Source organism: Bacillus sp. AR2-1, assembly GCF_008368755.1.
Taxonomy (GTDB): domain Bacteria; phylum Bacillota; class Bacilli; order Bacillales; family Bacillaceae_G; genus Bacillus_A; species Bacillus_A wiedmannii.
The window spans coordinates 20,958-36,832 of record NZ_QORY01000003.1 but is presented as its reverse complement, the minus strand read 5'-3'; the positions used below and the strand labels follow the sequence as shown (position 1 = coordinate 36,832).

Below are 15,875 nucleotides of genomic sequence, written 5' to 3'. Positions count from 1 at the left end.
ATTGATTAAATGAAAAAGAGAGTTTTGCTCTCTTTTTTTGCATTTCAGCAAAACCTAATTAAATGTGAAGTGGAAATTCATATGGAATTTATATTAGTAACGAAAGATATTCAAGAAGTATCTACTTTTGTGTCTAAAAAGTATCCATTTTCATGTCTTTCTACAACAAGCATGTAAGATTTCTATCTTTTAAGAGAATTGTTTTAGAAGAGGTTGAAGATCTAACTCACCATATTTACAGTGTATAACGTCTATTAAATTAAAGGAAGGAACCTATCATATTTCCTAATAGGTTCCTTTTTTAATACAAAAATTTCAAATATATAGAGTTATGCTTCGAATCGTTTGTATTTTTATAAAAATCTTATAAAGTTAAATTTCTTGTTTTATTTTAGCTTAATATTGATAAGGTACTAGCATCCTATTTTTTTATTATTTAAATTAGAATAAATATCTACTGTCGTTTAATAGGTAATGAATAATAGCCAAAAGCTAAATCCAGCAAGGAACTTGCTTCTTGACGCAGTAACACATCTTTCGGACGGAACATAAAAGATCCGTCAGCATTGATGGAAGTATCAGGGTCTAGAATTCCTTGGGAGGCAAGTGCTTGAATAGATTGGACTGCCCAATCATCTGCGGCATCAAGTAATTTAACTTTACTAGATTTATCATTTTGAATCATTTTCAAGTCTTGAATTTGCTTTACGTTTTGAATCATGGTTGCTGCGACCTGTCGTGTAATCGGGGTAGCACGATTATACTCTGGAATTCCATTCATCATTTTTTCCCTTGCCTCCTTGGATTCGTCTGGAAAACCGTTCCATCCGTGAGCAAGTAACAGCATATCCGCAAATTCTCCTTGTGTCATGGTGTCCATCGGATTAAATAGATTATCTGTTTTAGCACCCATAATGTTTAGAGCATGAAGGTTATCAATGTGACTTCTATATTTACTCTTTGCTGGCACGTCATCAAACGGTGATTTGTTGTTAATTTTCTGAGCATCTGCTACAAAATCAAGGCTTTTAGGAGAGGTGTAGTGAAAATATGTGATTTCTCCTGCTGAATTCTTTTTGAAAGCGACTTTATTGCCTTCTGAATCCTCAAATAACAATGGATGAATCATTTTGAGAACTTGTTTTCCCGTTGTTCCACCCTCCATGATCAAATTCCCATTTTCATAAGTAAAATGAGTGCGAATGGCAGCGAAACGCGTGTTCTGGAATAAACCCAAGTATTTATGAGCCTCTTTTTCCTCTAACGGGAGATAACTTGTTTTTACTTCATTCTTCTTAGCGGGGAAATAGTGATCCATGAGAGCTTCATATATGTCTATACTCATCATTGAATCATTATTGTAAGAAATGAAGAATGCTGTTTTTTGTTCAGGCACTAAAATCAGTAGTGATTGATGCCCAGGCATACTTCCACCTTTCATTACAACATGTTGACCGTTAGCAAATTTATTAAAAGGCGTTTCAAATCCAATTGTCGCAACAGGGACTGTCTTATCATCAAAAACTTGATAGGCATGCATCATATCTATGCCTTTTTTACTTACAATTTCTTTGTCTTTAAACGTTCCTTTCTGTAGTTGCATAATCATGTATTTTGACATGTCTTCCGCAGTAGATAAAATGCCTCCTTGTGGTGTATCCCTTAAACCGCTCCCACTTGTTGGAATCGGATCACCTGTGGGACCATAATGTGTAGCCATTCTTTTGAGAAGGTCAGGCGTAAAGCTCATACTCGTAGATTCCATATCTAATGGTTTGAAAATATTTTTTTCCATATATTTTGAGAAAGGGGTGTTAGTAGCATTTTCTACTGCAAACCCTGCGAGCGCAAATGAGACGTTGTCATACGTATAAGCTTCCCCTGGTGGCCGTATCACCGTTGGCATATGCTTAGAGAAAAATTCTTTCATTGGTATACTATTATGTACGTATTCGGGTCCAGTTATATTTGTGAGATCCGGAAAATCTACCCCGCTAGTATAAGTAAGCATATCAAACAGGGTGAGAGGTTTCCCTGTTTGATTAGGAATTTGTAATCCACCAAGGTATTTTTGTACATCTTGATCTAGTTTAAGCTTTCCTTTATCGACTTGCTGCATCACAGCCAAAGCAGTAAAGGTTTTTGAGACTGAAGCGATTTGAAAGACCGTGTCCTTAGTGACAGGGATTTTCTTTTCTTTATTGGCATATCCATATCCTTTATTGACAACGACCTTTCCATCATGAACGACGACAAAACTAGAACCGTTCACATTATACTTCTTCATCTTTTCTTCAAATAACGGGTCTGCAAAAGATTCTATTTCTTTTTTATTATTAGGTCCTTCCATCATTTGAATATTAGTTGAGGATGCTAATGGTTTTGATTTTTCAGCTTCTAATAATTGTTGGGAACACGCAGAAATCATTGTTGAAGAAGAAAGAAGAACTGCAACGATCCCCAGTTTGTTAATTGCTTGTTTCATTTTTATAAGCTCCTTTAATTGATTTGTTTTTTTTGTTAGCGAAACGAGTTAGCACCCGTTAGCGTATGAACAGAGTGTAGCAAGAGGCCAGTCATAGTAGGTAGTGAGTTTTTGTCATATTTATAAAGGAGAACAAAATTGAGTGGATAAGGCTGTATTAATAGTTATGTCATAAAAGTCATGACATTTTGACATTACCGTGTGTGACAGAAAAACATTTAGAATCAAGGAGCAGTTTTTAACGCATTAACAATAAATGGGGAGGGGAGATCTACATTGTGTATGTTAAAAAATATAATGAGGCGTGAAAGGGGAAATAGGCATGATTTATTTATGAAAAACAAACCAGTAATAAGAGTGGTTCTTCTAGGGTTAACATACATGCGGAAAAAGAGGGATTTATCGTTTGTTAGAATACAATTGCATTTGTGAAAAAATAATTAGCAAGATAATTACAAATGTAATATTGAACTTTTAATAGAGGTGATAGCTGTGTGCTTAGTATGAAACAGCTAATAACCATCTACACAATATGAATAGAGGAGAGGGAGGATCTTATGAAAACAAGTAGGCAAATTACGAGTGCAAGTCTATCACTTTTAATAGCTGGAAGTTCCCTGTTATACATAACACCAACATCAATTGTAAAAGCAGAACCTACGCAAAATGTATCTAGTTCGTTACAAACAAGTAATCAAAGCGATCGTAATTCTGTTAAGAAAGCAATGCGGGATGCACTCCAACTTGGATACCCTGGAATACTCGCTCAAATTTCTAAGGGTGGTAAAAATTGGAGCTACGCCGCCGGGATAGCGGATCTGAGAACCAAGAAAACAATGAAGACAGATTTTCGCTTTCGCATTGGTAGTGTGACGAAAACGTTCATTGCAACATTTCTACTTCAATTATCTGGAGAGAACCGTTTGAATCTAGACGACTCCATTGAAAAATGGTTGCCTGGTGTTATTCAAGGAAACGGATATGATGGTAACCAGATTACGATCCGGCAAATATTGAATCATACAAGTGGTATTGCTGACTATGTAAATTCAAAAGACTTTGATATTATGGATACAAAAAAATCGTATACGGCTGAAGAATTCGTCAAAATGGGGATTTCATTTCCCCCAGACTTTGCCCCAGGAAAGGGTTGGTCTTATTCAAATACAGGATACGTATCACTGGGGATCCTTATTGAAAAAGTAACTGGCAACAGTTATGTCGAAGAGGTTGAAAATCGGATTATTGAACCGCTTGATTTGTCAAATACATTCCTACCTGGCAATTCAAGCGTGATTCCAGGCACCAAGCATGCCCGTGGCTATTTCCAACTAGACGGAGCAAGTGAGCTAAAAGACGTTACTTATATTAACCCAGGTAGCTCGGATGGAGATATGATTTCTACTGCTGACGATTTAAACAAATTCTTCACTTACTTACTCAGTGGTAAATTACTGAAGGAACAGCAATTAAAACAAATGCTTACTACAGTTCCTACAAATAGAGAGGGAACCGGATATGGTCTTGGAATCTATGAAATTAAGCTTCCGAACGGTGTCTCGGTATGGGGACACAGGGGGGTCGTTCCAGGGTTTACCACTTTTGCTGGTGGCACACTTGGAGGTAAGCATACATTGGCCGTCAATTTGAACAGTTTTAAAGCTGATAGTCCTGATCCATTTAAAAGTATTTTACTTGCTGAATTTAGCAAGTAGGTAAAAAGGAAAACCAGATAAAAAGTGAGTTTTAGGAATTAGAATAAATGTATCTTAACAGTAATAGGGGGGTTAATAGTTTAAACTGGGATCCTTAGAGCATGTCAAAAAACTAATAAGTAAGTATTTCAGGAGGGTTTTATGAAAAAGGAAATAATTATTGCAATTGTTGCTTCTGCTATAACAATTACTCATTTTGTAGGAAATACTTATGCAGATTCGAAAACAGAGGTTTCTGTTACAGCTCCCTACAATACAAATCAAATAGCGAAATGGTTAGAAGCACATGCAAAGCCTTTAAAAACAACTAATCCAACTGCATCTTTTAATGATTTGAAACCACTTAAGGATATGGTAGGTTCAGCTTCAATTGTAGGTTTAGGTGAAGCTACGCATGGGGCTCATGAAGTTTTTACGATGAAACACCGTATTGTTAATTATTTAGTATCTGAAAAGGGCTTTACCAATCTAGTTTTAGAAGAGGGATGGGATAGGGCCTTGGAACTTGATCGATATGTTCTTACTGGTAAGGGAAACCCAAGCCAACATCTATCACCTACATTTAAGACGAAAGAAATGCTAGCTTTACTTGATTGGATTCGGCAATATAATGCTAATCCAAAACATAAATCTAAGGTACGTATCATCGGGATGGACATTCAATCAGTAAACGAGAATGTTTATAATAATATAATAGAATATGTTAAAGCGAACAATTCAAAACTGTTGCCTAGAGTAGAAGAGAAGATAAAAGGTCTTATTCCTGTAACAAAGGATATGAATACTTTTGAAAGCCTTACGAAAGAAGAAAAAGAAAAGTATGTTTTAGATGCTAAACAAATTAGTGCTTTATTAGAGGAAAATAAAAGCTATTTAAATGGAAAATCTAAAGAGTTTGCATGGATAAAGCAAAATGCTCGTATTATTGAACAGTTTACTACAATGTTAGCGACACCTCCTGATAAACCATCGGATTTTTATTTGAAACATGATATTGCAATGTATGAAAATGCGAAGTGGACGGAAGAACATTTAGGAAAAACGATTGTATGGGGACATAATGGACACGTTTCGAAAACAAATATGCTTCCTTTTATATATCCTAAAGTAGCTGGGCAGCATTTAGCAGAATATTATGGAAAACGGTACGTATCTATTGGAACGTCAGTTTATGAAGGACAATATAATGTCAAGAATAGCGATGGTGAATTTGGCCCTTATGGAACATTAAAATCGGATGATTCAAACAGTTATAACTACATCTTTGGACAAGTTAAAAAAGATCAATTTTTTATTGATTTACGCAAGGCAAACGGCGTGACAAAAACTTGGTTAAACGAACAACATCCAATTTTCGCTGGAATAACTACCGAAGGGCCTGATATACCAAAAACTGTTGATATATCATTAGGTAAAGCGTTTGATATACTTGTTCAAATTCAAAAAGTGAGTCCATCTCAACTACATCAATAAATTTGTAATAATGTGGCTCAACGAAGTGTAGTATTGATGATAGTGTTAAGTGTCAATAGAGTTGTTTAGAAATGTCAGTTAGGTTATTTCATTAAAGGATTATTAGATGAAATAAATGTTTTCAAATTAGAGACGATGTGGGATAGAAGCACATTATCATTAAGTTAACAAAATAAAATTCTCCCTAAGTAGATAAAATGAGGAACTAAGGAATTTATCCCACATTAACGGACAATAAGAGCTCAACCTCAAAATGTAGCGAAAACAAAGAAGTTAGGCTGGGTGGGTTGCCCGTAAAAAACTGATTGGTGAGGGCTGATTAAAGTTTACTTTATACGTGTGATGGACTAAATCAAGAAATTGATTAGGGTACGTCGTTTCTTTTAGGAATCCTTATTATAAGGATTCCTTTTTTGTACCAAAAAATTTGCAAAGAAAAAAGATAAAATCGGGAACACAATCTTATCTTTAACATAAAGAATTAGCGTATGAACAGAGTATAACAAGCGGCGGGTCATAGTCGATAGTGAACTTCTGTCATGTTTATAAAGAACAACAAAAATTAAGTAAATAAGGCTGTATTGATAGTTATGTCATACAAACCATGACATTTTGACACTACCGTTTGTGACAGAAAAATACTTAGAATAAAAAAGTAGCTTTTAACGCATTAGCAATGAATGAGGAGGAGAGATTTTAATGATGAAAGCGTCAGCTCAAAAAACTTTGCAAGATTTTTATTTCTTGTTATTTACCTTTGTATCCGGTTTTTTTTACTTTTGTTTCTATCTGATCAGCATTACATTTGCATTAGTAATGACGATTATTTTTTGGGGTATTCCCTTATTAGCGTGGGTACTACAAACAACTCAAACGTTTGTTCAGTATGAACGTATCCAGACGAAAGTTTATACAGATATATCGATAGATCTATTCGAACCAAGAAAAAAAGAGGAGAGAGATAAATGGATTATAATGAGGGATATAATCCTTAATAATAGCAACTGGAGGGCTATTTTTTGGCTCATGCAGAAAATTTTTGTCGGAATAATAAGTCTTATATGTGCTGTTTTACTGTATGTAATGCCAATAGTATGTATCGTTACCCCCTTACTTTTTCAATATTTTAATATATACTTATTGGGCATTGCTGTGAATTCATGGGAGACAGCAATTTTTGTCATGATTGTTGGTTTCATTCTCATCTGGATACATAATCTTATTGGAAACGACTTAGTTCGAATTATTGGAATGTACACGCGTTTCATGTTTAAAGCTATAAAGGAGTGATAATTTGTTTAAGACTTTAAAACTATGGTTTTGGTATGATTGGGCCTTACTTTGTATACGCTTTATTGTTTGGCTATCATTGATATCAACGACTATACAACAACAAGATCATTTGACAGTACCACTTTGGATCATAATCCTTTGGGAAGTCGTTTCATTTTCAGTACCTTGGATTTGTTTAATGTTCAGTTATCGCTATTATTTATTTACTGAAATAATATTATTTGGCGGAGTTTGTTTCTATTTAACTTTATTATTTCCGTTAGCATATCTTGCTTTTTTAATGCCAACTTTTATGATTGCGGCAAATAGCGTTCATAAATCTTACCGCTGGTCGGGTCCTATCACAATTATTTTGTTCCCGTTGCTCATTGCGATATTTTCCGAAGTGACAGATTTATGGGTAATCATCCTACAACTCAGTTTAGCTTTTGCTATGGGCTCTTTCTTTCGTTTACTGGCTATTAATTACCGTCAAAGTGAAATTATTCGGAATCAGAAACATGTATTGGAACAATACGTATCCCAAGTTGAGCGGATTACATTACTGGAGGAACGTGATAGGCTCTCAAAAGACTTACACGATACGATGGGGCATTCCTATACTTCAATTATTATGGGGATGGAAACATTGCGTGTGGAATTAAAGTCTAAAGAAGGAGAGCAACAGCTAGATTCATTATTACAATTGGCCCGTAACAGTATGGAAGAAGTAAGACTGTATTTACACCAATTAGATTTATCACAAGAGTCGCTTCCCTTAGCTACTACACTACAACAATTGACAGAGGAATTTAAGAAACATGCAAAAGTAAATGTACGTACTCGAATAATAGGGGAAGAGTATATGGTCTCCAAACAATCAAAAATGACACTATATCGGAGCTTGCAAGAATCACTAACAAATGCTGTTCGCCATGGGCATTCCACAGAAATCATTGTGTCACTTCATTTTGAACCACAACAGATAAGATTGGATGTAGAGGATAATGGCTGTGGGGTAGAAGAGTGGAAGGATGGCTTTGGATTAACTGCAATGAAAGAGCGTGTAAGTCAGTCACAAGGAAGAGTCATTGTTTATTCCAAAAAAGGGGAAGGGACATTAATTTCATGTGTTTTACCGAAACAAGTACAACTGGCTAACGAGCAAATTCGCCTGTGTATTGTCGATGATCATTCTTTTATCAGAGAAAGTCTTCATACAATTTTGGGTGGACTGGATGATTTACAAGTAGTGGGAATGGCTGAAGATGGAGAACGGGCTTTGGAATTGTGCGAGAGACTAAAACCAGATGTAGTATTAATGGATTTAGAGATGCCAAATCTGGATGGGATTCATGCAACTAAAATGATTAAGAAAAAATGGCCAGACATTCGTGTACTTATTCTGTCAACCTTCCAGAATACAGAAAGGGCAAAAGAAATCATACGAAATGGTGCGGATGGATATGTATTGAAATCCATAGATTCGCGTGAACTAGCTGAATCAATTCGTCTAGTCTATCGAGGAGGCACGATGATTACTCATGACTTGTTCCATAGGATGTGGGAAGAAAATGAAGAAACAGGATTATTTGAATCACGATCAGCTGGAATAGAGTATGGATTGACGAAACGAGAATTAGAGATTTTGAAACTATTATCACAAGGAAGCCGTTATAAAACAATAGCTTCGACACTTTATTTGTCAAACGGAACAGTAAGAAATTACGCCTCCAATCTCTATGAGAAGCTAGGAGTTAAAAATCGAGAAGAAGCAGTACAAAAGGCAAAAGATATAGGACTACTTTCATGACTCTCCCACTTGAACTAGTTAGCTGAAGTTAATGGGGAACTTACAGATGATGCAGAACATCACTACCCAATCCCACATTTGAAACTACAATGAAAAATAAAGATTTGGAACGCTTCTGCTTTTTTGTGAACAAAGTTGTTTAAAAAGGTTATTTGGATTCTCATATCGAAAAAGTAAAACACTATAGACGAAGACTATAAAATGTGTAGACTATAACTAAATTTGAAACAAGGTTTAAGGTAGATAAATGTTTTATTGAAACCTATCTTTATAGAGGACTGGTAAATAGTTTTCATATTTGTTAGTACATCGGTCCTAAATCTAAAAGTAAAATAGGTATTTTTGGGTCAATAACATCTTTGATTTAGATGTTATTGACCCAATTTAGAAAATATCTATTAAGTTGCCACGAGTAATTTTAGAATTGAAAGAGGGAATTTCGTAAATTCGGGGATAATAATACTTACTAAATTAAAGCTCTCTATATAGAGAAGAATTTAGAAACTAAAGAAATCAGTGTGACGGTGCTTGATTGTAGTCAAATATAAAATATGTTGTTTTGAGTTGAAGTAAGATGTGTAATTGAAAAAGATAACAGGATAATATATTTCTAATCATTTAAAGGGAAGGGGATGTGATTGAGGTGAATAATACATATAATGAAAAGACGCATACATTGATTAAACAATTATTAAAAAAGTTTTCACCAAAAGTTCCAGGCTTTTCATATATTGCTAGTTTTGATAGCGGAGTAACTTATAAAGGTGCAGTTGGCTTAGCTTCTATAGAGAAAAATCTACCCATAACTACCAAAACCGTTTTTAATATAGCCTCAGTTTCTAAACAATTCACAGCATTTTCTATATTACTCTTAGAACAAGAGAGGAAATTGAGTTTAGATGATTCAATTGTAAAATTTGTCCCTTCTATAGGTGCATATGCTGAACCTGTAACATTGAGACATCTAATTCATCACACTGGTGGACTAGTTGATTATATGGAATTGGCTCAAGCAGAAAATATTAAATTTACTGATATATTAACTGTGGAAGAATCGCTAAAGCACCTTAAAAATCATCAAATTGCAAGATTCCCAGTTGGCACAAAATTTGAGTATAGCAATACAGGATATTTTTTATTGTCACTAGTGGTAGAGAAGGTAAGTGGCAAATCCCTACGTCAGTTTGCAAAGGAACGTATTTTTGATCCTTTACACATGAAAGACACAACAATTGTGGATTGCTACCCAACTACTATATCAGTTGCTAATGGATATTCGAGGAATGAGCAAGGAACATATAAAATCTATGAAAGCCCTTGGGAACATACAGGGGATGGAGCAGTTCATACAAATGTTGAAGATCTTGTAAGATGGGGAGAGAATTTAACTATAGGTACTGTTGGTGGAAATGACCTTGTTAAAAGGATGAGCGAAATAGGTCCAAAAATTTCTCCAACTGGAGAGACGATTATTGACAATGAAGATTATGCTTTTGGGCTAAGGCTTGCGGAAGGTTTTAACTGTAAATACTTAGAACATTCAGGAAGCTGGGCAGGCTATCGTTCACACTTCATGAGGTTTCCAGAAGTATCTTTGTCTGTTGTGGTACTAAGTAACTATGATGAATTTGACTCTAAAAAATATGCTAATGAAATAGCAGAAATTGTTTTAGAAAAGTAAAAAATAGGGCGTAGAAGACAGTATCTAGATTTGGTTAACCTCACGTTGTTTTAGGTTTAATTGATTATGAGAACGGAGGGCAAGCATATATTTATGCCTGCCTTTTTTCGTATTAAAAGGAACATAAATATTAATATTTATACAGTTAAAATAAATTAGAAATTCTTTAAATATAGATCAATTAATGAGGTCGGATTTTAAATTATTTTATTTAAAATATAAAAAATTATATATAATGATTATCAAACTTAATTTTATTAAAAATTGAAATATTAATTAATATTCCTACCGATATTAAATTGACCATTAAAGAACTTCCACCAAAACTTACAAATGGAAATGGGGTACCTGTAAGAGGAAATAGTCCTGTAATACCACCTAAATTTACAACAGATTGAATACCGATCATACATCCTATACCAATTGCTATAAAACTGCCGAATGGATCTACACATAATTGTGCAATTTTTAAGGAGCGAAGTACTATAGTCAAAACTCCAACCAATATAATAAATACACCAATAAATCCTAGTTCTTCAGAAACTATTGCCATTATAAAATCAGTGTGTGGTTCTGGCAGATAACCTGTTTTTTGTATACTATTTCCAAACCCACGACCAGTGATTCCTCCAGAGCCAATGGCAATAAAAGAATTTACAAGCTGGTATCCATTTCCTTGTGCATCAACAAAGGGATTGAAAATCGTAGTAATACGTGTCTTTTGAACTTCTGATAAACTATATTGAATCAAATAATATAAAATAGGTAACCATAAAATAGAACCGATGGTAGTTCTTTTGATTAGTAGATTTATATTTATTCCTGAGCAAAGAAATATGCTAAAACCTATACCTAATATTAAAAGTGCAGATCCTAAATTTGGTTGTTTAAAGATAAGAAAAAAAATTGTAACTAAAAAAAATAAAAGTTTTCCAATACCACTCCAGTTATTTTTAGCTTGTTCTTGTCGTAATGCAAAAAAACGAGCTGTTACAAGTATTGTTCCTAATTTAAGAAATTCAGCTGGCTGTATTCCAAAGATCCATGATTGAGCATTATTTACCACTTTTCCTTTCCATAAAACCATAATTAATAAAAAAATCCCCCCAACCATAATACAGATTGAGACTATTCGTTTTTTCCATATTTCATATGGGAGTAAAGCACAAACTATTAACCCTATTGTTCCTAAAAGTAGCTTTGTTAATTGAGAATCAACAAAATGTCTACTGTTATAACCGTAATGTTGGACAGCGACAATGGAGCTTGCACTATACATCATAATAATACCTAAAGTACATGTTATGAATAGAGGAAGGAGCAATAGATAATCGAGTTTTAATATTTTTTTCATTTTAATATCCTCCTGATTTAAAACAAAACATAATATTCCATTTGCTAATGAATAGAATCTTGTTCTCGTCAATTATTAAATATGACTTTTGTTTAGGAAGATTCTATTGCTTACTCCCTGTTTTTTTACGCAAAAATCCCCCTAGTATGTAACTAGAGGGATTCAAAATGGCATGACTAAATAAGGCTTTTCTCCCCCTAGTAGAGCTTTGGCACTATACAACGTAAAGTAATGAAAATTCATTACTTAGCTATCTTAAGAAGAGCCTTAATCCGACAATTCCTGTTCTACCCATTGGCGTCTTTCGACATTTTTGGGCAATAGCCTGTGTTTGCATAGGAGCCTCACCTAACAGGTTAAGCAATATAAATTTTATGTGTTTGTTTCGTGTAGCAAGCATAAATATATTTTTTTTGCTTGTCAAGCAACCATATTGCTAATTTTATCTGTTTTATTGCTTTATAGTCCTTTGAGAAATGATATGAGAAAATGTATGTAATCATTCTGTATAAGTATATATTTTCAACTTGTAGTGTATAGTTTGATTAAGTAGTTTAACCATATAAATTTGATAAACAGTAAAGAAGATTTTAATCATAAAAGAAGATTTTTTTATGAATGTTCTTTTGATATACAGAATGACTAATTATTCATCTTCTGTTATAAAGTTGGAATTTGTTTAAAAACAATAAGTTTCATATGTTTTATAACGTTTCTTCGAATTAAATCTATTTGAATTCTATGTTTTTTTAGGGGAATTTTAAATTTATAATAAAATATAATTTCATTTTCCATAAAAGGTTTTTTTATGAATGGAATTGAAAGTCAGTTGACAAATATTAAATTCTGGTTTAAATTTTGAAGTAATTTAATAAACTTTGTTAGGTGAGGCTCCTGTATAGAGAAACGCTGCTGCCCAAAAATGTCGAGAGACGCCAATGGGTCAACAGGAACGGTCGGATTAAGGCCCTTCTTAATGTAGCTGGTTATAAAAACCTATGCTATACAGTGCTAAAACTCAACGAGGGAGTGGTATACGATTTGATAGAAAGGCACCTCTGTGATTTTGGCAGAGCTGTCTTAATAATCATTTATTTGTATTGTAAAAAACCTTTACTCCTTTTTGAGTAAAGGTTTTTCTGTTTAATGTTATTTGTTTTATCTTGTCTATATTCAAAAAGGAGGTAATTCTAAATAATGAATTGATTGCAATGTAACTATTATTGCTCTAATAAAAAATTTAAGACAGATAAAATAAAACAAAACCACTCATGAAACTCTAGAGTCTCCCTTAGCAATATGAGGAGGAGTTAACATGAAGAAATTATTAAAGGAATTACTTGCAACCAAAAATAATTTGGATACAGAGAAGGTTTTACGTCTTCGGTCGTATGATGTTGCGCAAGAAGTAAAACGGTTTTCAATTGAAGATCAAGTTATATTGCTAAATATGATTCCTGTATTAAAAAGCTCTAAAATTCTTCATTATATGAGTGCAGAAGAAAAATATAATATCTTAATTCACTTATCTGAAAATAAAGCTAAAAAGTTACTAAATTTACAACCGATTGATGAATTAGTAGATTTACTTCTAACGGTTCATCCGGAAAAACAGGCTAAATTAATGGCGTATCTAGATAAAATTACAAAACATAACGTAAAAAAATTGATGACTTTCAAACCTGAAACGGCAGGAAGTCTTGTTACAAGTGATTTTGTTGCAGTTAGAGGAAATTGGTCAGTAAAAATGACATTGAAGTACATTAGGGAACATTCTGAAAATGTAGAATCAATATCTTATAGTTATGTTCTTGATAGTCATGGTTATCTTGAGGGAATCGTTTCCATACATGAGTTATTACTAGCAGCAGATGAAGAGATATTATCTACTATCATGATTCAAGAGGTAATTTCAGTACACGCTGAAGTTGACCAGCAAGAAGTTGTAAAAAAGTTATTGAATTATAATTTAGCAGCAATACCTGTGACAACAGCAAATAATAAAATGATTGGTATTATAACATTTGATGACGTAATGAATGTTATGGAAGCAGAAGCTACAGAAGATATTCAAAAGTTAGGCGGAAGTGAACCATTGAACCAATCTTACTTTGAAGCTAGCATTTTGAGCATTTTCTTAAAACGTCTACCATGGTTATTACTTCTTTTTGTTGCTGAGGCATATACAGGTACAGTATTAAAGTATTTTGAAGACGAAATTGAAACTGTAGTTGCTCTTGCTTTCTTTGTTCCATTATTAGTAGGTACTGGAGGGAATACAGGAACACAGGTTGTAGCAACAATTACTCGTGCAATCGGTATTGGAGAGGTCAAATTTAAAGACATTTTCCGTGTAATGAAAAAGGAATTTGCAATTGGTATGCTTCTTGGACTTGCACTTGGGATAGCTGGGCTCACTCGTGCTTATATGTTAGGAGTTGGAACAGAAGTTGCACAAGTTGTAGCAATTACTTTATTATTTATTGTTATTTGGGCCTCTCTTGTAGCAGCTGTTTTACCTTTGATTCTAAGAAAATTAAAGCTAGATCCTGCAGTTGTTTCAGGTCCATTTATTACAACATTTGTTGACGGAACAGGATTAGTAATTTATTTCATGGTTGCAAAAACGTTATTAAATTTATAAATATACACTTAAAAAACGAAATTTGGAATAAGTATTTTTCCCTAATTGCTAAAATATAGCGGGGAATTCAGGCATGAGGAAATCAAACACTTTTGTCTTTAGATAAATAATATTTTAATGGATTTATTGAATGTAATGAATGCTGGAGGATAAAACTATGAAACATCTCAGAAAAATCTTCAAACGAATTTTGCTTCTATTGTCTATTTTCATGCTTATTGGCATAGGAATGTTATTTGGTACTAGCTATGGCCGGGAGCTTCGCATAACAATGGCTGGTAGTATACTAACTTCTCAGCATCCGCAATATGCGAAATATACATTCTTATCCCAAAAGGAACTAGATAAATTGCAAGATAGAATTAATCATCCGAAATGGTCAAACAGTGATGAGCATATTTATAAAAAAATAGCAGGAAAAAGATTAGAAGAATTAAGAAATCAGCCATTAGAAATTGATGTAGAAACAATTAAAAGTAATAAAGATAGTCGTTTTCTTTTCGAAGGGAAATTAGTTACTATTAGTAATCCCTTCAATGTTAAACTTGTTAGCCATCAAGGAACACAGGGCGCTAACAGAGGAGAAAAAATTAGCGTAATGGCAAAGCGTAATCATGCACTTGTTGCTGAGAATGCAAGTGGGTTTGCTGATGAAACAGGAAGGGGGGGAGGAAATGTTGCTACTGGAATAGTAATAGAAAATGGGAAAGCTATTGATACGAATATGGATAGTAATACCTCTACAATTATTACGGGTTTAACAAAGTTTGGGCAAATGATAACAGGAAATTATTCTACCCAACAACTTTTGGATAAACAAGTCGTTTCAGCAGCAGGATTTATGCCACAGTTAATTGTAAATGGAGAAAAAATGATTACAGAAGGAGACGGTGGTTGGGGTTCTGCCCCACGAAGTATTATGGCCCAAAAAGAAGATGGTACAATTATGTTTCTAGTCATTGACGGTAGACAGACGCATAGTATAGGAGCTACGTTAAAAGAGTGTCAAGATATCCTATATGAAAAAGGAGCTATTAATGCGATGGCAATGGATGGAGGTTCTTCTGCTACCCTATATTTAGGGGGAAAAGTTATAAATTCGCCTTCCACATTATCTCATGAAGATCGTTATTTACCGAATGCTTGGGTGGTAACAGCAAATTCAAAGCAAAAAATAAAGATGACAATAGATGGGGAAAAGATAAATCCCAAAACATTAGATGAAATTGGTACAAATATATAAAATAATTTATGAATTAACGACATCTATGTATTTTTAAAATTTATCTGCTAAGCATACGTAGTGAAAAATCTTGTTATAAAATAATATTGAAATCTTACTAATCCTGTTTATTTTCTGAAAAACCGAATCCATTTGGAAATTGAGATGTTAAGTAATATTTCTATTGCTATTAAATTAAATATTAAAGAGTCTTCA

At 33.7% G+C, this 15,875-nt stretch carries 9 protein-coding genes and 2 riboswitches; of the genes, 7 read left to right on the top strand and 2 right to left on the bottom strand.

Annotation, left to right across the window (positions count from 1 at the left end):
* Positions 1 to 454 precede the first annotated feature (454 nt).
* Positions 455 to 2,485, bottom strand: a complete 2,031-nt coding sequence (locus DT250_RS03225) for a serine hydrolase domain-containing protein (protein ID WP_149212498.1) — start codon at positions 2,483 to 2,485, stop codon at positions 455 to 457.
* A gap of 557 nt (positions 2,486 to 3,042) precedes the next feature.
* On the opposite strand from DT250_RS03225, the gene DT250_RS03220 reads away from it, so the two are divergent.
* From DT250_RS03220 to DT250_RS03200, 5 genes are all read left to right on the top strand, one after another.
* The gene (locus DT250_RS03220) at positions 3,043 to 4,200 is read left to right on the top strand and encodes a serine hydrolase domain-containing protein (RefSeq protein WP_149212497.1); all 1,158 of its coding nucleotides are present in this window, start codon (positions 3,043 to 3,045) and stop codon (positions 4,198 to 4,200) included.
* Between the two features lie 141 nt (positions 4,201 to 4,341).
* Positions 4,342 to 5,673 carry an erythromycin esterase family protein gene (locus tag DT250_RS03215; protein ID WP_149212496.1) on the top strand — a complete coding sequence of 444 codons (1,332 nt, stop codon included), beginning with the start codon at positions 4,342 to 4,344 and terminating at the stop codon, positions 5,671 to 5,673.
* 699 nt (positions 5,674 to 6,372) lie between these two features.
* Complete coding sequence (locus DT250_RS03210; RefSeq protein WP_149212495.1) at positions 6,373 to 6,963, top strand: sensor domain-containing protein; 591 nt, start codon at positions 6,373 to 6,375, stop codon at positions 6,961 to 6,963.
* Between the two features lie 4 nt (positions 6,964 to 6,967).
* A complete protein-coding gene (locus DT250_RS03205; protein WP_149212494.1) occupies positions 6,968 to 8,758 on the top strand; it encodes a helix-turn-helix transcriptional regulator in 1,791 nt (596 codons plus the stop codon).
* Positions 8,759 to 9,401: 643 nt separating this feature from the next.
* Positions 9,402 to 10,439: a serine hydrolase domain-containing protein gene (locus DT250_RS03200; protein ID WP_149212493.1), complete on the top strand. Its 1,038-nt coding sequence runs from the start codon at positions 9,402 to 9,404 to the stop codon at positions 10,437 to 10,439.
* A gap of 226 nt (positions 10,440 to 10,665) precedes the next feature.
* On the opposite strand, the gene DT250_RS03195 is transcribed toward DT250_RS03200, so the two are convergent.
* A complete protein-coding gene (locus DT250_RS03195) occupies positions 10,666 to 11,793 on the bottom strand; it encodes an FtsW/RodA/SpoVE family cell cycle protein (protein ID WP_149212492.1) in 1,128 nt (375 codons plus the stop codon).
* 186 nt (positions 11,794 to 11,979) lie between these two features.
* A riboswitch (M-box (ykoK) riboswitch) is annotated at positions 11,980 to 12,156 on the bottom strand.
* Between the two features lie 507 nt (positions 12,157 to 12,663).
* A riboswitch (M-box (ykoK) riboswitch) is annotated at positions 12,664 to 12,829 on the top strand.
* A 279-nt stretch (positions 12,830 to 13,108) separates the two neighbouring features.
* On the opposite strand from DT250_RS03195, the gene mgtE reads away from it, so the two are divergent.
* The gene (mgtE, locus tag DT250_RS03190; RefSeq protein ID WP_149212491.1) at positions 13,109 to 14,437 is read left to right on the top strand and encodes a magnesium transporter; all 1,329 of its coding nucleotides are present in this window, start codon (positions 13,109 to 13,111) and stop codon (positions 14,435 to 14,437) included.
* Between the two features lie 157 nt (positions 14,438 to 14,594).
* Positions 14,595 to 15,680, top strand: a complete 1,086-nt coding sequence (locus DT250_RS03185) for a phosphodiester glycosidase family protein (protein WP_149212490.1) — start codon at positions 14,595 to 14,597, stop codon at positions 15,678 to 15,680.
* Positions 15,681 to 15,875: the final 195 nt, after the last annotated feature.